We start from the raw sequence: 18899 nt of genomic DNA, 5'->3' as shown, positions 1-18899 counted from the left end.
CCTCTTCAGGGGCGATTATGGAGTTTGCAGACCCAAGCGCCGGTCGGCGGCTTGTGGTGGGAAACGGAAGTTATGCTTCGCCCTCGCCTTTGTAGTGGTGGATGGTTCCCCAGACTGTCCGTCTGTCTGCCTCGATCTCGGTGAAGCTCGCTGCGAGGTGTTCATCAATGCCTTCTATCTCGCCTATCTCAAAAATCTCTTGCTCATCCGAGATTTCTAAGACGCGCAGTCCATTATATTCCACGTCCCTTATGAGCAGTGCACGAGCAGCATCTTCATCGGGAGCCATAGCGATCATCCAGCCGCATGCGCCCTGCACCTCTTCGGGGAGAATATTTTGTGGTTCGCCACGCCGCTCGAAAGTGACCAGAGCTATCCAGCAGCGCCTAGCGCTCATCGCCGACTTTCCAAGAGTTTCGCCACATTCAAGCGCGGAACATTGCATTCAATTCCTATGGCCGCAACTGGGTCGAAATGGCCTTCGCACAATGGGTTTACAAGCAACATGATCGGCCGGGGGTAGGGCGTATCCCCACGCTCGGCGCCGGGGCGAAAACCGCCCCCCAACCCCTCCCCTTCAGGAGAGGGCTTCAAGAGGTCAACCGCCGATCGAGACGCTTGCGGTCGCCGGGTCGCTGCTGCCCGGCTGCGCGTCGATGATCGTCTTCAGAAGCGCGCCCTTGTTGACGACCTCCGTGTCGGGATCGCCCGCCGTGGAGCGCGCGGACGGGTCGGGCCGCACCGCGCCCGCGTCGTCGAGCAGCTTCTGCTCGCCCGCCGATTTCGGCGCCGGGCGCACGCCGGGGCCGAACAGCGCTTCCATCGCCTGCGTCTGCGCGTCGGTTTCCATCGGGCGCGGCGCGCCGGGGCGCGGCGGCGCGAGGTTGTAGTCCGGCGGCACCACGAGCGGCGCGGAGCGGCCGATGGCGAACTCGTCCGGCGCGTCGCGCCCGAAGATGCCGCTGCTGCCGCAGGCGGAAAGGCCAAGCGCCGTAACGCCCGCGAGGGCTGCGCGCATCAGGGAAGACATGCTTTTCAACTCCACTTCATTCTGCTGCCGCGGGCTTGCGCTCGAAGAACGCGCGCAGCAGCAGGATTGCGACCCCTATGGTAATCGCCGCGTCGGCGACATTGAAGACGTAAAAGCTCCATGTCCCGACGTGGACGTGCACGAAATCGACGACATAGCCGAAACGCACCCGGTCGACGATGTTGCCGAGCGCGCCGCCGAGCACGAGCGCGAGCGCGAGGATGTCGATGCGGTTCGTCTCCTTGCGCATCCACCACGCGACGCCCGCCGCGATGAGCGCGGTGACGCCGGTGAGAATCCAGCGCTCCTTGGCGCCGTCCGCCTGCAAAAGCCCCATCGAGACGCCCCGGTTCTCGACCCACGTGAGGCTGAGCACCGGCAGCAGGTTGATGCTGCCCTTCGCCTGGAGCCCGACCCCCGCGATGATCCAGAGCTTCACGAGCTGGTCGACGACGAAGATCGCCGCCGCCAGCAGGTAGCCCCGCGCCGCCGTCACGCCACGACCTCGTCGCAGCGCACGCAAAGTTCGGTCGCCGGATCGACGTCGCCGGTATGCCGCCAGCAGCGGGCGCACTTCCCGGCCTCGGTGCGCGTCACCGCGACCGCATCGCCGCCGTACGCGACCGCGCTGACGATCGAGACCTCGGCGAAGTCCGCCGCCGCGATGCCCGCCACGTCCGGCAGGCGCACGACCGCCTCGTTCGACGAGCGGATCGTCTTTTCCCGCCGCAGCGGCTCGATCGCTTCCGTCACGCTCTCGCGCGCCGCACGGATCGCCGCCCATTTTTCGCCGAGCGCCGCATCCAGCCAGCCCCCGTCGATCTCCGGCCAGTCGAGGAGGTGCACCGAGCCGTCTTCGCTCGGGAAGCGGGCCTGCCACGCCTCTTCCGCCGTGAACACCAGCACCGGCGCGAACCAGCGGGTGAGCGCGTGGAACAGCGTGTCGAGCACGGTCCGGCAGGCGCGCCGTTTCGGTGACGTCACGGCGTCACAATAGAGGCTGTCCTTGCGCACGTCGAAATAGAAGGCGCTGAGGTCGTGGACGCAGAACGCCTGGAGCACCGTCACGTAGCGCGTGAAGTCGAAGTCGTTCACGCACCCGCGCAGCTCGGCGCTGAGCTCCGCGAGGCGGTGCAGCACCCAGCGTTCCAGCTCCGGCATCTCGGCAGGCGCGATGCGCTCGTCCTCGCCGAAGCCGTCGAGCGCGCCCAAGAGGTAGCGGAAGGTGTTGCGGATCTTGCGGTAGGCGTCGGTCATGCCGCGCATGATCTCCGGCCCGATGCGGTGATCCTCGCGCCAGTCGACGCTCACCGCCCACAGCCGCAGCACGTCCGCGCCGCTTTCGCCGATCACCTTGTTCGGGTCGATGGTGTTGCCGAGGCTCTTCGACATCTTGCGGCCCGACGCGTCGAGCGTGAAGCCGTGCGTGACGACCGCGTCATAGGGCGCTCGGCCGCGCGTGACGCAGGATTGCAGCAGCGAGGACTGGAACCAGCCGCGGTGCTGGTCCGAGCCTTCGAGATAGAGGTCGGCGGGCCAGCGGAGGTCCGGCCAGCGCCCCGATTCGAGCACGAAGGCGTGCGTGCACCCCGAGTCGAACCACACGTCGAGGATGTCGCCGATGCGCTCGTAGTCGTCCGCCTTGTAGCGCTCCCCGAGGAACAGCTGCGGGTCGGTGCCCGTCCACGCGTCGACGCCTTCGGCCCTCACCGCCGCGACGATGCGGGCGTTGACCTCCGCGTCGACGAGATACTCGCCCGTCTGCCGGTGCACGAACAGCGTGATCGGCACGCCCCACGCGCGCTGGCGCGACAGCACCCAGTCCGGCCGCCCGGCGACCATCGCGCCGATACGGTTCGCGCCGCGCTCGGGCACCCAGCGTACGCGCTCGATCTCCGACATCGCGGTCTCGCGAAGCGTCCTGCCCTGCCCTTGCGCCGCGCGGATGTCGGCTTCCGTCTTGCAGAGCGGAATCTGCGGATCGAGCGGCCGGTCCATCGGCACGAACCACTGCGGCGTGCAGCGGAAGATCACCTTGGCCTTGGAGCGCCACGAGTGCGGGTAGGAGTGCGTGTAGTCCGCGCTCGCCGCGAGCAGCGCCCCCGCGTCCTTCAATGCCGCGCAGACGGGGCCGTCCGGCGCGTTCACCTTGTAGACGTGGTTGCCGCCGACCACCGGCCAGTCCGCCTGATAGGTGCCGTCCGGCCCCACCACGAACTTCGGCTCGATGCCGTGCGCCTTGCACAGCCAGAAGTCGTCCTCGCCGTGGTCCGGCGCCATGTGGACGATGCCGGTGCCGGTGTCGGTGGTGACGAAATCGCCCGCGAGCAGCGGACGCGGCTCGGCGAAGAATCCGCCGAGATCGTGCCACGGGTGGCGGGCGACGGCACCGGCGAGAGCGGAGCCTTTGATCGGTTTCGTATCACCCGATTGCTGCGCGCCGTATCGTGCAAGCGTCGGTGCCAGCAGCGCCTCGGCAACGAGCAGACGTTTGCCGCCAGCCTCGACGAGCACGTAGTCAAGGTCCGCCCCATACGCCAAGGCCCGGTTCACCGGCAGCGTCCACGGGGTCGTCGTCCAGATCACCGCATGAGCGCCGACAAGCTCCGGCGCGTTCGGCGCCTCGGTGATCTCGAACGCCACGTCCACCTGCGTGGAGACGATGTCCTCGTACTCGACCTCCGCCTCGGCGAGCGCGGTCTTTTCCACCGGCGACCACATCACCGGCTTCGCGCCGCGGTAGAGCTGGCCGCTCTCCGCCACCTTCAGCAGCTCGGCCACGATGGTCGCTTCCGCCTCGAAATCCATCGTCAGGTACGGATTGTCCCAGTCGCCGTTCACGCCGAGGCGCTTCAGCTGCTCGCGCTGGCGGTCCACCCAGTGCTGCGCGTAGGCGCGGCATTCGGCGCGGAAGGCGCTGGGGTCGACCTCGTCCTTGTTCTTGCCCTTCTTGCGGTATTCCTCCTCGACCTTCCATTCGATGGGGAGGCCGTGGCAGTCCCAGCCGGGCACGTAGGGCGCATCCTTGCCCAGCAGCGTCTGCGTGCGGACGACCATGTCCTTCAGCACGTGGTTGAGCGCGTGGCCGATGTGCATGTCGCCGTTGGCGTAGGGCGGGCCGTCGTGGAGGACGAACGTCTCGCGCCCCTTCCGCTTGGCGCGAAGGCGCTTGTAAAAGTCGAGGCCCTGCCAGCGCGCGAGCCACTTCGGCTCCGCCTCGGCGAGTCCGGCCTTCATCGGGAATTCGGTCTTCGGCAGGAAGACGGTGTCGCGGTAGTCTTTACGGGTGTCGTCGCTCATATCGGGCATACGCCCTAGAGCATTTTCAAGTCAGGTGGAAACACCTGACGACTCGGAAAATGCGGCAAACGAAGAAAATCAGGGTTTACCCTGCTGGAGAGCGGCGCGCGCGTCCACGATATCCTTGGCGATCTGGGCCTTCAGCGCCTCGAGGCTGGCGAGTTTCATTTCGGGCCTGAGGTGCGCGATGAGCTGCGTCTCGATGGCCTGCCCGTAGAGGTCGCCCGCGTAGTCGAACAGGTGGACCTCCAGCAGTTCCCTCGGCGGCGTGAACATCGGCCGGATGCCGAGGTTCGCGACGCCGTCCACAAGGCGCCCGTCCTCGAGCCGGCAGCGCACTGCGTAGATGCCGTAGGCGGGGCGGACGTATTCGCCGCCGATGGCCACGTTCGCCGTCGGCACGTCGATGGTGCGCCCGCGCTTGTCGCCGTGCTCCACCGTGCCGCGAATGGCAAAGGGCCGCCCCATCAGCGCCGCGGCCTCCCGGCAGTGCCCCGCCTGCAAGGCGGCGCGCACGCGCGTCGAGGAGATGATCGCGGCGCCCTCGTCGCGCACCGGCGCGACCGTTTCCGCGATGAGCCCGTGCGGCGCGCCCAGCTCCAGCAGCTTCGCCGTGTCGCCGCCCGCGCCGCGCCCGAAGGTGAAGTCCTCGCCCGTCACGACCCCCACGAGGCCGAGCCGCGCCATCAGCACGTCGGCGACGAACGCCTCGGCGGGCAGCGCCGCGAAGGCGACGTCGAAGCGCAGCACCACGGCGGCGTCGATGCCGAACGCCTCCAGGAGATCGAGCTTCTGGTCCGTGGTCGTCAGCATGAACGGCGGCGACTGTGGGCGGAACAGCCGCGCCGGGTGCGGATCGAACGTCAGGGCGAGCGCGGGCAGCCCCTCGGCGCGCGCGCGCGCCAGCGCCCGGCCCACCACCGCCTGATGGCCGATGTGGAAGCCGTCGAAATTGCCGATCGCCGCGACGCCGCCGCGAAGGGCTTCGGCAAGCGGCGCATCCCCCGTGATGCGTTCCATGCGCGCCCTGCTATCCCGCCCGGCCCATCACGGCAAGCTCACTGGCGCGGCAAGGTGGCGCGAAGCACGCGGACGACGTTGCCGCCCATCGCCTTCCCGATCTCGCCTTGCGTGAAGCCCTGATCGAGAAGCGCCTGCGTGACCGCGGCGAGATGCGCCGCATCGACGCCCACGGTCGTCGCGCCGTCCCAGTCCGAGCCGAGCGCCACGTGGTCGATGCCGACGAGATCGCGCACGTGCCGCATCGCCCGCGCCGTCGCCTGCGGTGTCGGCGCGCAGACGGCGGCGTCCCAGAAGCCGATGCCGACGACGCCGCCCGTCGCGGCGATCCCCCGGATCTCCTCGTCGGTGAGGTTGCGGTTGGTGTCGCACGTCGCCTTGACGCCGCCGTGGCTGTAGACGACCGGCTTCGTCACAAGCTTCAGTGCTTCGGCGACGGTCGCGTGGCTGGCGTGGGCGAGGTCGACGACCATGCCCTTCGCCTCCATGCGGCGGATGACGTCGCGGCCGAACGGCGTCAGCCCGCCCTTCTCCAGCCCGTGCATCGAGCCCGCCAGCTCGTTGTCGAAGAAGTGCGTGAGACCCGCCATGCGGTAGCCCGCGTCGAACAGCACGTCGACGTTGCCGAGCCTGCCTTCGAGGTTCTGGAGTCCCTCGATGGAAAGCAGCGCGCCCGTCGCGGCCTTGTCGCCGAGCAGCGCGTCGAGGTCGCGCGCCGTGCGCACCAGCCGGTAGCCCTTCGCCGCGCGCATCCGCTCGGCGTGCCACAGCGAGCGCTGGAGCAGCGAATCCCACGTGCGCGGCGGCTGGAGCTGCGCGATGGCGAGCAGGGTGATGTTGTCCGTATCGCCGCCGTTCGCGTCGTAGTTCTGGTTCTTCGGCGTCTTGGTGACGGACGAGAACACCTGCAGCTTCACGTTGCCGTCGCGGAGCCGCGGCAGATCGACGTGCCCGCGCGCCGCGCGTTTTTCGGGATCGCGTTTCCAGAGCAGCGTGTCCGAGTGGAGATCGGCGATCACCAGCCGGTCGTGGAGCGCCTGCGCGGCGGGGCTCACGGTCCATTCGCCCGAACCCGCGATGCGGTTCACCGACCGCTCGGCGATGCCCGGCGCAAGCCCGAAGAACAGCACGGCGGCAAGGACGGCCAGCGCCGCTACGATCCACGGCCAGCGCCTGCGTTTCGCCGTTCTCCGTCCCGTCGCCGCCTTCGCCATCAGACCGCCTCCAGCGTCACGAAATCATAGGCGGGGTGCGTCTTCCCCGCCGGATGCGCTTCGCGGAAGGTCTCACGCCAGCGCGCCGGATCAAGCTGCGGAAAATAAGTATCGCCGTCCGGCGCCGCATGGATTTCGGTGAGCTCGATGCGCGTCGCGAAGGGCAGCGCCTGCGCGTAGATGTCCGCGCCGCCCACCACCATGATCGCGTCGGCGCGCGTGCGCGGATCGAGCCCCGCCGCCGCGATCGCCTCGGCGAGGTTCGGCACCACGGTGACGCCCTCCGCCCGCCATCCGGGCTGGCGCGTCAGCACGATGTTGTGGCGTCCGGGTAGCGGTTTCCCGATGGATTCGAAGGTCTTGCGCCCCATGATCACTGGCTTGCCCACCGTGATCCGCTTGAAGCGCCTCAGGTCTTCGGACAGGTGCCACGGCATGGCGCCGTCCTTGCCGATCACCCGGTTGTCGGCACGCGCAACGACGAGGACGATGTCGGGCCGGTATGTCGCGGTCACACCGCCACCGGCGCCTTGATGTGCGGGTGCGCCGCGTAGCCGACGAGCTCGAAATCGTCGTAGCGGAAGCCGAAGATGTCCTTCACCTCCGGGTTGATGCGCATCTCGGGCAGCGCCATCGGCCGCCGCGTCAGTTGCAGGTCGGCCTGTTCGAGGTGGTTGAGGTAGAGGTGCGCGTCGCCGAAGCTGTGGACGAACTCGCCGGGCTTCAGCCCCGTCACCTGCGCCATCATCTGCGTGAGAAGCGCGTAGGAGGCGATGTTGAACGGCACGCCGAGGAACACGTCGGCGCTGCGCTGGTAGAGCTGGCAGGAGAGCCGCCCCTCGGCGACGTAGAACTGGAACAGGCAGTGGCAGGGCGGCAGCGCCATGCTGTCCACCTCCGCGACGTTCCACGCCGAGACGATCAGCCGCCGCGATTCGGGATTGCGGCGGATCGCCTCCACGAGGTTCCCGATCTGGTCGATGACGCGCCCGTCCGGCGTTTCCCAGCGACGCCACTGCTTGCCGTAGACCGGGCCGAGCTCGCCCTCGCCGTCCGCCCACTCGTCCCAGATGGAGACGCCGTTCTCCTTCAGGTAGCGGATGTTGGTGTCGCCCGAGAGGAACCACAGAAGCTCGTGCACGATGGATTTCAGGTGCAGCTTCTTCGTCGTCAGCATCGGGAAACCGTCGGCGAGATCGAAGCGCATCTGGTGCCCGAAGACGCTGAGCGTGCCCGTGCCGGTGCGGTCGCCGCGCTCCGTGCCGTGGCGGCGGACGCGGGCGAGAAGATCGAGATACTGCTGCATGGAAGCAGATATACGCCGGGTGCGGCCGCTTGGCGAGTGCCACAAATCCTTAGAAATTAAAGGCTTGCAGAATCACTGCGAACACCTTTCATTACGCCTGCGTTTCTGAACGGGGGGATCGTTCACACGCATGGGGGATTTGTACGTCTGGCTGGCCGGATACTGGCTGCTGACGCGGGAGCTGCTGCTGCTCGCGGCGGCGGGCGTTGCCGTGTCGAGCCTCGACGATCTTCTTTTCGACATCCTCTATTTCGCGCGGCAGGTCTGGCGCCGCCTCACCGTCTACCGCGTCCGGCGGCGCGCCGACGCCGGTTCGCTCCCGGCGCGCCCGGCAGCCGATGCGCCCATCGCCGTGTTCGTCCCCGCGTGGGACGAGGCCGAGGTGATCGGGCCGATGCTCGCCACCTTCACGCGCACGATGCGGCATCCGCACTACCGCGTTTTCGTCGGCATCTATCCGAACGATGCGGCGACACACGCCGCCGTGGCCGCGCTCGGCGATCCCCGCGTCGAGACCATGACGGTGCCGCACCCCGGCCCGACGACCAAGGCCGACTGCCTGAACGCGGTCTGGCGCGGCATGGCGCGCTACGAACGCGCGCACGGCGTCCGCTTCAAGGCGATCGTCCTGCACGACGCCGAGGACGTCGCGCACGCGCGCGAGCTCGACGTCATCGACTACCTGATCCCGGCAAAGGCGATGGTGCAGCTTCCCGTCGTGCCGTTCGCCGACCCGGCCTCGCGCTGGATCGCGGGGCATTACCTCGACGAGTTCGCCGAGAGCCACACCAAGGACATGGTGGTGCGCGAGGCGATCGGCGCGGCCGTCCCCGCCGCGGGGGTCGCCTGCGGTTTCGAGCGGGAGATGATGGGCCGGATCGCCGACGCGCTCGGCGGCGCGCCGTTCGACCCGGAGTCGCTCACCGAGGACTACGAGCTCGGCCACCGCATCCACGCGCGCGGCGGCAAGGCCGCGTTCGTGCGCATTCCGGGCACGCGCGGCGCGGCGCACGTGACGACGCGCGAGCATTTCCCGGCGGCGCTTGAGGCCGCCGTGCGCCAGAAGTCGCGCTGGCTGCTCGGCATCGCGCTCCACGGCTGGGACCGCATCGGCTGGCAGGGCGGCGTCGCCGCACGCTACATGCTGCTGCGTGACCGCAAGGCGCTGCTGAACGCGCTCGTCGTGATCGTCGCCTACGTCGCCGCGATCGCCTATGCCGCCGCGATCGTCCTCAAGGGCACGGTGCCGGATGCGCGCGCGCTGCCCGCCGTCGTCGAGCGCGGCACGGCGCTCGACGGACTGCTGCGGCTGACGGCCGCGCTTCTCGTCTGGCGGCTCGCCATGCGGATGTTGTTCACTGGGCGTCAACATGGCCCCGTCGAGGCGCTCCGCGCCCTCCCCCGCGCCTTCGTCGCCAATTTCGTAAACTTCCTCGCCGCCCTCCGCGCCTGCAGGCGCTATGTCCGCAGCCTCGTCAGCAAGACCCGCCCGGTCTGGGAAAAGACCGCGCACCGTTTCCCGCAAACGGCGGTGGACGAATAGATGCGTCCGGTCCGCGCCTTCGGTGTCGTGGTGGCAGCGCTTGCGCTGTGGTCCACGTGGCGGTTCGAAGCCGCGCGCGAAACCTTTGCCGCCATGCTCGCCGCACGTGCCGGGCCTGCGCCTGCTGCTGTTCCCGCAGCGACCCGTGTTTTCGCAACCGTCTCCCCCACGCGAACCGCCGTTGCAGCCTCGCAGGCCGCGATGCCCGTGGTTCAGCCGGGCCGGGCGCTGCGCGCACTCCCGGCAGTCACGGCGTTTCCCCGACCCGCCGCATCGCCCGTGATCGCCACGGGAATCACGCCGGTCGTCGTGTCGGTGCCGGTGCGGAGCGGGGCTCCGACGGCGTATGATTTCGCGGCGGCGGGCTATACCGCGCTTGCGGCCGGAGACCGCCGCACCGCGGCCCGGCAATTCGAGGCCGCGCTCGCCGACGATCCCGCCCATGCCAATGCCGCGCTCTGGCAGGCCGAGCTCGCGGCGCTGCGCAAGGCGTGGCGCGTGGACGCCTACAGCCTGATCCGAAGCGGCGGCGCCGGCTTCGTCAGCGACCGGCCGCTGCTCGGCGGCGGCCAGAGCGGCGTCCGCTTCGGCTACGCACCCGATCCGCTGGCGCGGCGCCCGATCGAACTCTTCGGCCGCATCGCGCTCGCGCACGACTGGCTGAACCCCAACCGGCGCAGCGCGCAGGCGGCGGTCGGCGCGGCATGGATGCCGCTCGGCCGCGATGGTCCGGCCATCGGCGCGGAGCGGCTGATCGCGATCGGCGGCGAGGCGCGCGATGCGTGGGCCATCCGGGTGTCCGGCGGCGCGTGGCACGCGGCGGACGCGAAGCTCCCGGTCGATCTCAGCGCCTATGCCGAAGCCGGCATCGTCGGCGCCCGCAGCCGAGACGGCTTCGCGGGCGCGCAGGCGCTCGCGCTCTATCCGGTCGCGGCGCGCAAGGGCACGCGTCTCGGGCTCGGCGGCGGCGTGTGGGGCAGTCTCCAGGACAGCACAGCCCGGACGGCATCGCGCCTCGAACTCGGCCCCGGCGCACAGCTCTCGCAGCGGATCGGCAAGGGTACGGTCGAACTTCGCGGCGAATACAGGTTCCGCATCGCCGGAGAGGCCGCGCCGGGGAGCGGCCCCGCCGTCACCATCGCCACGCGGTTCTGAACCTATTCGGCCGCGGCCGCGGCGACAGCCTCGATATTCTTGCGGCGGGCGTCGAAATCCTGCGCGATCTTCTCGTCGTTCGCCTGCAGCGCCTCGACATCGACGTTCACGTAATCGAGCACGCCCATCTGCGCATAGCCGCGCTGCACGGTTTCGCCCCACAGGCCGATGTCGGCGACGACCGGGACGATGCGGTTGAAGAGGTGATTGCGGAAGTTGCGCGTGCCTTCGCTCCCATCAGCCCACGCCGTGCACTCGGCGGCGTCGAAGCCGAGAGTCTCGTAGACCTCGCGCGACTGGAACCGATCGCGCATGTGGTAGCACGCCTCGACGAGGAACTCCTCTCGCTCCTTCTTCTCGGCCGCGGAAAGGTGCGGATAATATTCGCGCAAGGTGAGTCGGCCGAAGGCGACATGCCGCGCCTCGTCCTGCATCACGTAAGCGTTTACGGCGCCCGCAAGCGGCGAGGTCGACATGTCGCGGATGCCCGCGAACGCGGCGAGCGCGAGCCCCTCGATCACCACCTGCATCCCGAGGTAGGTCATGTCCCAGCGCTTGTCTTCGAGCACCTGCTCGAGCAGCGTCGCGAGCGGGCCGGTGATCGGATAGCTCATTCCGATCTTCTCGATGAGGCGCTTGTAGGCCTCCACGTGCCGCGCCTCGTCGATCGTCTGCGTGGAGGCGTAGAACTTCGCCTCGAGGTCGGGCACCTGCTGCACGATCTTCGCCGAGCAGATGAGCGCGCCCTGCTCGCCGTGCAGGAACTGCGAGACCGACCACGCCTGCATGTTGCGGCGCAGCTCGACGCGTTCCTTCTGCGACATCTTCTCCCACATCGGCGACCCGAAGATACCGATGGTCTGTTCGGGCATACCTTGCGGGTTTTCCCAGTCCAGATCCTGCGACCAGTCGATGCGTTCGGCCGCATCCCACTGCATCTTCTTGCCCTTGGCATAGAGGCCGAGCAGGTCGTCGCGGTCGTCGGAATATTCGAAGTCGAAAACCGTCTGGAACTCCTGCGCGATGTTCCAGCTCGGGCCGCTCGGCGTCAGCTGGTACAGGTCCGAAAAAGCCATGACGTGCCCTCTTCCCAATGGATCATGTGTTGTCGTTGGCGATCCTGCGCCGTGCTTCGAGCTGGCGGAGGATTTCCCGCGTCCGCATCAGGCTCAGCATTTCGTTGACGGTGGCGATGCCGCGCTCGGCCATCGCCAGCGCTTCATCGTCGCCGATCTTGCCGGCGGTGTGTTCGAAGAACAGGCGCATCTCCTGCCCCACGAGCCACTCGATGAACTGTGCGTACATGGCGCCGACACCTACAAAACCGCGCGCTTCGGTGAAGCCGATGGCGTTCAGCTCCCTGAGGCACCGCGCAATGGCGAGGTTGCGCGGCCCGAAACGACCGTCGAGGTCGGGGCAGAGCAGGCCTTCCTCCGCCGCGCGGCCGAGTTCCTCGATCGAAAGGCCGGTCTGTTCCGCAAGCTCTTCCAGCGTCCCGCCGTCGCCGCCGGTATCGAGCCGGGCGCGCAACATGGCATCGAGATCGGGAAAGGCGTCGGCATGAAGCCAGCGGTCGCCATCCTCCGCGTCGAGCAGCGTGCGAATGATCGCGAGCGGCAGGAAGCGCTCCTCCTGAAGCCGCTTGATCGCCCTCAGCCGCACGACATGCATTTCGTTGTAGAAGGCGCTGTTCGCGCTCGCCCGGTCCGGCTCGGGCAGCAAACCCTCGCGGATATAGAAGCGGATGGTTTCCCGTCCCACTCCCGTCAGCCGTTCAAGCTCGCGCATACGCACGCCGCCCATCTCCCCCCTGAGTGCGACCCGGAAGCTAACAGGATTTGCGGAGTTGTGATACGCAAAATCTGATAGGGTCGCGGCAGGACGGTTGCCGCACGGGTCAGGCCGCTCGTCCTCTCCGCCGTTCCGCAGCCAGCAGGGCGCGTTTCCGCTCCACGCCCCAGCGATAGCCGCCGATCCCGCCGTCGCCGCGGAGGACGCGGTGGCAGGGCACGAGAACGGCGACCCTGTTTGCGCCGCAAGCCGATGCCGCAGCGCGCACCGCGCGCGGCACGCCGATGCCGGTGGCAACCTCCGCATAGGACACCACGCTGCCGCTCGGCACGCTCAACAGAAAGCGCCATACCTTCATCTGGAATGCCGTGCCGCGCAGATCGACGGGGATATCGGGATGCGGCGCTCCGTCCGAGAGATGCGCCCGGAGCGCGTCGATCCACGCATCGAGCTGCGGCGATGCAGCCGCATCCGACGGCTCGATCACGGCGCGCGGGAATTCGGCTCTCAACCGATCCACGAGCGTATTTTCGTCGTCGCCGAAATCCACCGCGCAGACGCCGCGCGACGTCGCCGCCATCAGCAGAAGGCCAAGGCCGGTGGGACGGCACGCCCACGCGATTACCTCCCCTGCGCCGCCAGCGCGGTAAACTGCGGGCGTCATGCCGAGATGTCCGCCGGCGCGTTCGTAGGCGCGGCTGGTGGACCCGAAGCCCGCCTCGAAGATCGCGCCGGCAACGCCGTCGCCCTCCTTCAGGCCGGCCTTCAGCCGTTTCATCCTGAGCGCGGTCTGGAACGCCTTCGGGCTGACGCCGATGATCGCGGTGAACGTCCGCTGCACCTGAAAGCTGCTGAGCCCGGCGACCTCCGCCAGACGGGCGAGCGGCAGCGGCGCGTCCGCGTGCGCCTCGATATAGCGTGCGAGCGCCGCCATCTTGTCCGCCGCGGGGTCGTGTCCCTCCGGAGCGCCGGGACGGCAGCGCAAACAGGCCCTGTAGCCGTCCGCTTCGGCCGCCGCGCCGTTCGCGTAGAAGCGCACGTTCTCCCGCTTCGGCGTCCGCGCCGGGCACGACGGGCGGCAATAGACCCCGGTGCGCTTCACGGCATAGACGAAGCGGCCGTCGTAGCCGCGATTACGCGCCGCCACGGCGTTCCAGAATGTATCCGCGTCGCCTGGCCTGTCGATGTCGGTCATGTCCTGCTCCTCTTTCCGGTGATGCCCGCGAGAATAGGCCCGACCGGAAGGGACGGCGTTCCGTTCCTTGCACCGATATGCACGATCGCAATTTTGTTGGGGACCCACCACCCGGAAACGCCAAAGGTGGTGGCGGGCGACTCCCGGCTTGGGTAATCAGGAGAGCATGGACATCTACCTTCCGATCGCCGAGCTCAGCGTCAATGCGTTGGTGATCGTGGGCTTCGGCGTTCTGGTCGGCGTCCTGTCCGGCATGTTCGGTGTCGGTGGCGGATTCCTGACCACGCCGATGCTGATCTTCTACGGGATTCCGCCGGCGATCGCGGTGGCGTCGTCCGCCACGCAGATCACCGGATCGAGCGTGTCGGGCGCGCTTGCCCATTGGCGGCGCGGCGGCGTCGATCCGAAGATGGGGGCAGTGATCGTGGCGGGCGGCGTGGTGGGGTCCGGGATCGGCTCCTACCTCTTCAAGCTGCTCCAGAAGATCGGCCAGATCGATATCTCCATCTCGCTGATCTACGTGGTCTTCCTGTCGACGATGGGCGGGCTGATGCTCGTGGAATCGTGGCAGACGCTGCGGCGCGCGCGCGCCGGCGAGATCCGCCGCGTGAAGCTGCATCCCCACATCCCGCTCATCGCGGCGCTGCCGTGGAAGATGCGCTTCTACAAGTCGGGCCTCTACATCTCGCCGCTCGCCCCGTTCGGCATCGGCGTGATCGTCGGCATCCTCACCTTCATCATGGGTATCGGCGGCGGCTTCATCATGGTGCCGGCGATGATCTACCTGCTCGGCATGTCGGTGTCGGTGGTGGTCGGCACGTCGCTGTTCCAGATCGTGTTCACCACGTCGATCATCACGCTGCTGCACGCCGTGCAGTCGAAGACGGTGGACATCGTGCTCGCGCTGATGCTCCTCATCGGCGGCGTCGTCGGCGCGCAGATCGGCGCGCGCATGGCGCAGCGGCTGCCCCCTGAAAAGCTGCGTTTCGCGCTTGCCCTGCTCGTCATCGCGGTCGCGATCCGCCTGCTCGTCGGCCTCACCTGGACACCGAGCGAACTCTATTCGGTCTATGCCGAATGAAGCGGCTGTTCCTGCCCCTGATGCTCCTGCTGCTGTCGGCGGCCGCGCCGCCGCGGCTGATCACCGATATCAGCCACAGCCAGATCGACATCGTCTACAGCTTCGCCGGTGCCGAGCTGCTGATTTTCGGCGCGATCCAGTACCCGGGCGGGCAGACTCCCGACGAGCGCCCCGACATCGCCGTGATCGTGCGCGGACCGCCGGAAGCGCTGACGGTGCGGCGCAAGGCGCGTGTCGCCGGCATCTGGATCAACACCAGCTCCGTGCGCTTCGAAACCGCGCCATCGTTCTACAGCGTTGCGACGACGCGCCCGATCTCGGAGCTCGTCGACGACGAGACCGCGGCGATCTACGAGCTGGGCCTGTCGCATCTCCAGCTCTCGCCGGTATCCGGTGACGCCGCTGAAATCCGCACGTTCGAGCGGGGGTTCCTGAGCCTCCGCCGCCGCGAGGGCCTGTATGCGGACGACGCGCAGGGGGTCGAGCTTACCGAAAACGTGCTCTATCGCGCCCGGATCCAGATCCCGAGCCAGGTTCCCGTCGGCAACTACACGGTCGAGATCCACCTGATCGACGATGGCAAGGTGGTGGCGAGCGCGATGCGCGAGATCAGCATCGACAAGTCGGGGTTCGAGCGGCAGGTCTCCGTCGCCGCAGAGGAGCACAGCTTCTCCTACGGACTGCTCGCGGTCGTGCTGGCACTGCTGCTCGGCTGGCTCGCCGGGCTTTTCACGCGGCGGTAAACGCTTCCTTATCCCTTCACTGCTAGACCTCTGCGGCAAAGCCTTATCGCAGTGAAGGAGCGCGTCTTGGATCAGTCGTTCATGCCGGTAACACCCTCGCCGGCCGATGGTCACAACGTCTTCATGCAGCCCGAAAAGACGGCCAGCCTGCCGAGCACGTGCGTGATCGGCCGCGTGCGGGAAATTGCCGGCGGTTCCGCGATCTGCAGCCTCGAGCCCACGCAGCTGAAGGCGATCGCAGGCCACGAGGACGCAACCGTCGCCATGTCGGGGCAGGTGGGCAGCCAGGTGAAGATGCGCGTCGGCGACCTCTGGCTGCTCGGCAACGTGCGCGACATGCGCATGGACGAGGCGAACGATGTCATCCTCTCGCACGTCGACTTCCTCGGCGAAGGGCCCGAGGACCCCGCCACCGGTTCGATGAAGGCGTTCCGCCGCGGCGTGACGCGCTATCCGGTGCCGGGCGACGATGTGTTCACCGTCTCGCGCGCCGACCTCGTGCTGGTGTTCGCGGCGGAGGACCGGCCGCACATCGAGATCGGCACCGTGTATCCCACGGAGGACGTGCGCGGCGCGCTGCTCATCGATTCGATGCTCGGCAAGCATTTCGCGCTGCTCGGCTCAACCGGTACCGGCAAATCGACGAGCGCCGCGCTGATCCTGCACCGCATCGTTGAGAAGGCGCCGAGGGGCCACATCATGATGCTCGATCCGCACGGCGAATATGCCGCCGCGTTCAGCTCGAACGGCATGATCTTCAACGTCGACAACCTCAACCTCCCCTACTGGTTGATGAACTTCGAGGAGCACTGCGAGGTCTTCATCACCACCGACGGTTCGGAGCGCGAGAAGGACATGGACGTGCTGGCCAAGTGCCTGCTCGCCGCCCGCTCCAAGAGCCGCATCGCCGAATCGCTCGGCAAGATGACGGTCGATTCGCCCGTGCCCTACCTGCTTTCGGACCTGCTCGGCGCCATCCAGGCGCAGATGGGCAAGCTCGACAAGGCGAGCGACCTCGGGCCCTATATGCGGCTCAAGACCAAGATCGAGGAGTTGAAGAGCGACCCGCGCTACAATTTCATGTTCAACGGCCTGCTCGTTTCGGATTCGATGGCGCCGTTCCTCTCCAAGATCTTCCGGCTTCCAGCAGAGGGCAAGCCGATCTCGATCGTCGACCTGTCGGGCGTGCCGTCCGACATCGTGACCGTGGTGGTCGCGGTGCTCGCGCGCATGGTGTTCGACTACGCGATCTGGGCGCGGCGGGAGCCGCAGCGGCCGATCCTGCTCGTCTGCGAGGAGGCGCACCGCTACGTGCCGTCCGACCGCGAAACGAAGGGCGTCGCGGTACGCAAGATCCTCGAGCGCATTGCCAAGGAAGGCCGTAAATACGGCGTCTCGCTCGGCCTCATCACGCAGCGCCCGTCGGACCTTGCCGAAGGCGTGCTCTCGCAGTGCGGCACGATCATCTCCATGCGCCTCAACAACGAGCGCGACCAGATGTACGTGCGCAATGCCATGCCCGAAGGCGCGCGCGGTTTCCTCGATTCGATCCCCGCGCTCCGCAACCGCGAATGTATCATCTGCGGCGAGGGCGTCTCGATCCCGATCCGCGTGCGGCTCGACGATCTCGCGCCGCAGCTTCGCCCGGCGTCTGACGATCCGCTGTTCAGCCAGCTCTGGACCGAGGAAGGCGACGAGGCGGGTATCCTCTCCCGCACCATCCACCGCTGGCGCGGGCAGGGTCGCGGCTAGAGCATCGCGCGGAAAAGTGGGAACCGGTTTTCCGCGAAGAACGATGCGACCACAAAGGGATAGAGCAGGCTGCGCGCTTCCGGAATCATGCAGCCTGCTCTAGCGAGCGGCTTTCGTCGCTTCCCAGCAGGGATCCCACGTCGGTTCGGGGCCGAAGCGGGCGGCGAGAAAATCGACGAGCGCCCGCACCCGCGCGGTCGCGCTGCGCCCCGGCGGCATGACCGCGTAAAGTCCGGTTTCGCCCCGCGTCCATTCGCCGAGCACGACGTCCACCGCGCCGCTCGAGATTGCCGGCGAGGCGATGAACGTCGGCAGCATGGCGATGCCGAGGCCCGCCTCCGCCGCCGCAAGCAGCATCTCGCCGCTGTTGGCGCGGAGCCGCGCGCGGCCCTTCACATATTCGCTGCGCCCGCCCACGTCGAAGCGCCATGACTCCGACGGCGCGACGTTCGCGTAGAGGAGCACATCATGATCCGCGATCTCGCGGGGATGCGAAGGCGTTCCCATGCGGGCCAGATAGGCGGGGCTCGCAATGGCGACTGCGCGGATCAGTGCGAGCTTCCGCGCAATCAGCGTCGAATCGGCAAGCTGGCCGATGCGGACGGCGAGGTCGAGCCCTTCGCCGATGATGTCTGCGCGACGATCATCGAAGGCGATGTCGAACTCGACGCGCGGGTGCGCGGCCGCGAACTCGGCGAGTGCGGGAGCGAGGTAGGCGATGCCGAAGGAGAGCGGCGCGGAGAGGCGGATCGGCCCGGCGATCTCGGCCATCGCCGCGGCGACGGCGTCGCGCGCTGCTTCCAGGCCTGCGATCGCCTCGCGCACGCGCCCGAAATAGTCCGCGCCGACATCCGTTGGCCGCGCGCCTTGTGCACTGCGCGTGAGCAGCCGCGCGCCGAGCACCGCTTCGAGCCGCGCGACGCGGCGGCTGACGATCGACTTCGAAAGGCCGAGCCGCTCCGCCGCGCGGCTGAAGCTGCCGGTTTCGACGACCGCAACCAGTGCTGCGATATCAGAAAGGTCGCTCGACTGTTCCATTTCATGCAACTCCGGTGTTCGCATTGCTGCGCTATCGGCAACACCGGTCGCACATTAGCTAGGGGTCTGCAACCGGGAACAAGGACCAGACCCATGCAGAACATTCTTGTCGTGCAGAGCAGCGTGCTCGGCGATGCGTCGGCATCGCGGAGCCTTATCAACGATTTCCTCGCCACCGTGGGAACAGGCGCGAACATCACGGTTCGCGACGTCGGCGCGAACCCCCTGCCGCACCTTTCCGGCGCCACACTCGGCGGTTTCAGCGGTGCCGACACCTCGGAAGCCAGCGCGGAACGCGCGCTTTCCGATGAACTGATCGCTGAGCTTCAGGCCGCGGACGTCATCGTGATCGGCGCGCCGATGTACAATTTCGGCATCACCTCGAACCTCAAGAGCTGGTTCGACCGCGTGCTGCGCGCCGGCGTCACCTTCCACTACACGGCTGAAGGCCCCGTCGGCCATCTTGCCGGCAAGCGCGTCATCGTCGTCGAGACGCGCGGCGGCTTCTACAGCGAAGGGGACGGCAAGGCGCTCGACGCGCAGGAACCGCACCTGAAAGCCATGCTGAACTTCATCGGCATCACCGACATCATTTTCGTCCGCGCCGAACGTCTGGCGATCTCGCCGGAAGCGCGCACGGACTCGCTCGCCGCTGCGGCCGATGAACTCAAAAAACTCGGTGCAGAGGGCTTCGCACTGGCTGCGTGAAGCCCAGCTATGCCACCACCGCT

18 protein-coding genes are annotated in these 18899 nt (G+C 67.8%); 6 read left to right on the top strand and 12 right to left on the bottom strand.

Annotated elements, in window-relative coordinates:
* Positions 1-70 precede the first annotated feature (70 nt).
* From PE061_RS07210 to PE061_RS07175, 8 genes are all read right to left on the bottom strand, one after another.
* Positions 71-397 carry a hypothetical protein gene (locus tag PE061_RS07210; protein WP_271258420.1) on the bottom strand — a complete coding sequence of 109 codons (327 nt, stop codon included), beginning with the start codon at positions 395-397 and terminating at the stop codon, positions 71-73.
* A 201-nt stretch (positions 398-598) separates the two neighbouring features.
* A complete protein-coding gene (locus PE061_RS07205) occupies positions 599-1030 on the bottom strand; it encodes a DUF3035 domain-containing protein (RefSeq protein ID WP_271258419.1) in 432 nt (143 codons plus the stop codon).
* A gap of 16 nt (positions 1031-1046) precedes the next feature.
* Positions 1047-1526, bottom strand: coding sequence for a signal peptidase II (gene lspA, locus PE061_RS07200; protein ID WP_271258418.1), 480 nt, complete (start codon positions 1524-1526; stop codon positions 1047-1049).
* Complete coding sequence (ileS, locus tag PE061_RS07195; protein ID WP_271258417.1) at positions 1523-4330, bottom strand: isoleucine--tRNA ligase; 2808 nt, start codon at positions 4328-4330, stop codon at positions 1523-1525. The genes lspA and ileS overlap by 4 nt, the downstream gene beginning before the upstream one ends.
* A gap of 78 nt (positions 4331-4408) precedes the next feature.
* Positions 4409-5350, bottom strand: coding sequence for a bifunctional riboflavin kinase/FAD synthetase (locus tag PE061_RS07190; RefSeq protein WP_271258416.1), 942 nt, complete (start codon positions 5348-5350; stop codon positions 4409-4411).
* Between the two features lie 38 nt (positions 5351-5388).
* The gene (locus PE061_RS07185; RefSeq protein WP_271258415.1) at positions 5389-6564 is read right to left on the bottom strand and encodes a dipeptidase; all 1176 of its coding nucleotides are present in this window, start codon (positions 6562-6564) and stop codon (positions 5389-5391) included.
* Positions 6564-7079 carry a dihydrofolate reductase gene (locus tag PE061_RS07180; RefSeq protein WP_271258414.1) on the bottom strand — a complete coding sequence of 172 codons (516 nt, stop codon included), beginning with the start codon at positions 7077-7079 and terminating at the stop codon, positions 6564-6566. Before PE061_RS07180 ends, PE061_RS07185 begins: the two co-directional genes overlap by 1 nt.
* Positions 7076-7870: a thymidylate synthase gene (locus PE061_RS07175; RefSeq protein ID WP_271258413.1), complete on the bottom strand. Its 795-nt coding sequence runs from the start codon at positions 7868-7870 to the stop codon at positions 7076-7078. Before PE061_RS07175 ends, PE061_RS07180 begins: the two co-directional genes overlap by 4 nt.
* Before the next feature lie 130 nt (positions 7871-8000).
* Between PE061_RS07175 and PE061_RS07170 the strand changes: the two genes are divergently transcribed.
* The gene (locus PE061_RS07170; RefSeq protein ID WP_271258412.1) at positions 8001-9413 is read left to right on the top strand and encodes a glycosyl transferase family protein; all 1413 of its coding nucleotides are present in this window, start codon (positions 8001-8003) and stop codon (positions 9411-9413) included.
* On the top strand, positions 9414-10568 hold the full coding sequence (locus tag PE061_RS07165; RefSeq protein WP_271258411.1) for a hypothetical protein: 1155 nt from the start codon (positions 9414-9416) through the stop codon (positions 10566-10568).
* 2 nt (positions 10569-10570) lie between these two features.
* Here PE061_RS07165 and PE061_RS07160 read toward each other — a convergent pair whose 3' ends face one another.
* The 3 genes from PE061_RS07160 to ada all read right to left on the bottom strand — a co-directional run bounded on the left by PE061_RS07160 (position 10571) and on the right by ada (position 13554).
* Positions 10571-11644: a diiron oxygenase gene (locus PE061_RS07160; RefSeq protein WP_271258410.1), complete on the bottom strand. Its 1074-nt coding sequence runs from the start codon at positions 11642-11644 to the stop codon at positions 10571-10573.
* Positions 11645-11666: 22 nt separating this feature from the next.
* Positions 11667-12356 (bottom strand): MerR family transcriptional regulator, encoded by a 690-nt coding sequence (locus PE061_RS07155; RefSeq protein ID WP_271259148.1) that lies wholly within the window; start codon positions 12354-12356, stop codon positions 11667-11669.
* Positions 12357-12465: 109 nt separating this feature from the next.
* Complete coding sequence (gene ada, locus PE061_RS07150) at positions 12466-13554, bottom strand: bifunctional DNA-binding transcriptional regulator/O6-methylguanine-DNA methyltransferase Ada (protein WP_271258409.1); 1089 nt, start codon at positions 13552-13554, stop codon at positions 12466-12468.
* A 166-nt stretch (positions 13555-13720) separates the two neighbouring features.
* Here ada and PE061_RS07145 point away from each other — a divergent pair, with 166 nt between their 5' ends.
* The 3 genes from PE061_RS07145 to PE061_RS07135 all read left to right on the top strand — a co-directional run bounded on the left by PE061_RS07145 (position 13721) and on the right by PE061_RS07135 (position 17130).
* Positions 13721-14635 (top strand): sulfite exporter TauE/SafE family protein, encoded by a 915-nt coding sequence (locus tag PE061_RS07145; protein ID WP_271258408.1) that lies wholly within the window; start codon positions 13721-13723, stop codon positions 14633-14635.
* Positions 14632-15378, top strand: a complete 747-nt coding sequence (locus PE061_RS07140) for a TIGR02186 family protein (protein ID WP_271258407.1) — start codon at positions 14632-14634, stop codon at positions 15376-15378. The genes PE061_RS07145 and PE061_RS07140 overlap by 4 nt, the downstream gene beginning before the upstream one ends.
* Before the next feature lie 123 nt (positions 15379-15501).
* Positions 15502-17130 (top strand): ATP-binding protein, encoded by a 1629-nt coding sequence (locus tag PE061_RS07135; protein WP_271259147.1) that lies wholly within the window; start codon positions 15502-15504, stop codon positions 17128-17130.
* 99 nt (positions 17131-17229) lie between these two features.
* On the opposite strand, the gene PE061_RS07130 is transcribed toward PE061_RS07135, so the two are convergent.
* Positions 17230-18168 carry a LysR family transcriptional regulator gene (locus tag PE061_RS07130; RefSeq protein ID WP_271258406.1) on the bottom strand — a complete coding sequence of 313 codons (939 nt, stop codon included), beginning with the start codon at positions 18166-18168 and terminating at the stop codon, positions 17230-17232.
* Between the two features lie 93 nt (positions 18169-18261).
* On the opposite strand from PE061_RS07130, the gene PE061_RS07125 reads away from it, so the two are divergent.
* Positions 18262-18876 carry an FMN-dependent NADH-azoreductase gene (locus PE061_RS07125; RefSeq protein WP_271258405.1) on the top strand — a complete coding sequence of 205 codons (615 nt, stop codon included), beginning with the start codon at positions 18262-18264 and terminating at the stop codon, positions 18874-18876.
* Positions 18877-18899: the final 23 nt, after the last annotated feature.

Origin of the sequence: Sphingosinicella microcystinivorans (assembly GCF_027941835.1) — a bacterium.
GTDB lineage: Bacteria > Pseudomonadota > Alphaproteobacteria > Sphingomonadales > Sphingomonadaceae > Sphingosinicella.
Note: the sequence above shows the minus strand (reverse complement) of the source record. Positions and strands in the feature narration are given on the sequence as shown.

Bases quoted from the DNA above. Each gene is read 5' to 3' on its own strand.
- PE061_RS07210 (WP_271258420.1), bottom strand. From the start codon at position 397: ATGAGCGCTAGGCGCTGCTGGATAGCTCTGGTCACTTTCGAGCGGCGT.
- PE061_RS07205 (WP_271258419.1), bottom strand. From the start codon at position 1,030: ATGTCTTCCCTGATGCGCGCAGCCCTCGCGGGCGTTACGGCGCTTGGC.
- ileS (WP_271258417.1), bottom strand. From the start codon at position 4,330: ATGAGCGACGACACCCGTAAAGACTACCGCGACACCGTCTTCCTGCCG.
- PE061_RS07190 (WP_271258416.1), bottom strand. From the start codon at position 5,350: ATGGAACGCATCACGGGGGATGCGCCGCTTGCCGAAGCCCTTCGCGGC.
- PE061_RS07185 (WP_271258415.1), bottom strand. From the start codon at position 6,564: ATGGCGAAGGCGGCGACGGGACGGAGAACGGCGAAACGCAGGCGCTGG.
- PE061_RS07175 (WP_271258413.1), bottom strand. From the start codon at position 7,870: ATGCAGCAGTATCTCGATCTTCTCGCCCGCGTCCGCCGCCACGGCACG.
- PE061_RS07170 (WP_271258412.1), top strand. From the start codon at position 8,001: ATGGGGGATTTGTACGTCTGGCTGGCCGGATACTGGCTGCTGACGCGG.
- PE061_RS07165 (WP_271258411.1), top strand. From the start codon at position 9,414: ATGCGTCCGGTCCGCGCCTTCGGTGTCGTGGTGGCAGCGCTTGCGCTG.
- PE061_RS07160 (WP_271258410.1), bottom strand. From the start codon at position 11,644: ATGGCTTTTTCGGACCTGTACCAGCTGACGCCGAGCGGCCCGAGCTGG.
- PE061_RS07155 (WP_271259148.1), bottom strand. From the start codon at position 12,356: ATGCGCGAGCTTGAACGGCTGACGGGAGTGGGACGGGAAACCATCCGC.
- ada (WP_271258409.1), bottom strand. From the start codon at position 13,554: ATGACCGACATCGACAGGCCAGGCGACGCGGATACATTCTGGAACGCC.
- PE061_RS07145 (WP_271258408.1), top strand. From the start codon at position 13,721: ATGGACATCTACCTTCCGATCGCCGAGCTCAGCGTCAATGCGTTGGTG.
- PE061_RS07140 (WP_271258407.1), top strand. From the start codon at position 14,632: ATGAAGCGGCTGTTCCTGCCCCTGATGCTCCTGCTGCTGTCGGCGGCC.
- PE061_RS07135 (WP_271259147.1), top strand. From the start codon at position 15,502: ATGCAGCCCGAAAAGACGGCCAGCCTGCCGAGCACGTGCGTGATCGGC.
- PE061_RS07130 (WP_271258406.1), bottom strand. From the start codon at position 18,168: ATGGAACAGTCGAGCGACCTTTCTGATATCGCAGCACTGGTTGCGGTC.
- PE061_RS07125 (WP_271258405.1), top strand. From the start codon at position 18,262: ATGCAGAACATTCTTGTCGTGCAGAGCAGCGTGCTCGGCGATGCGTCG.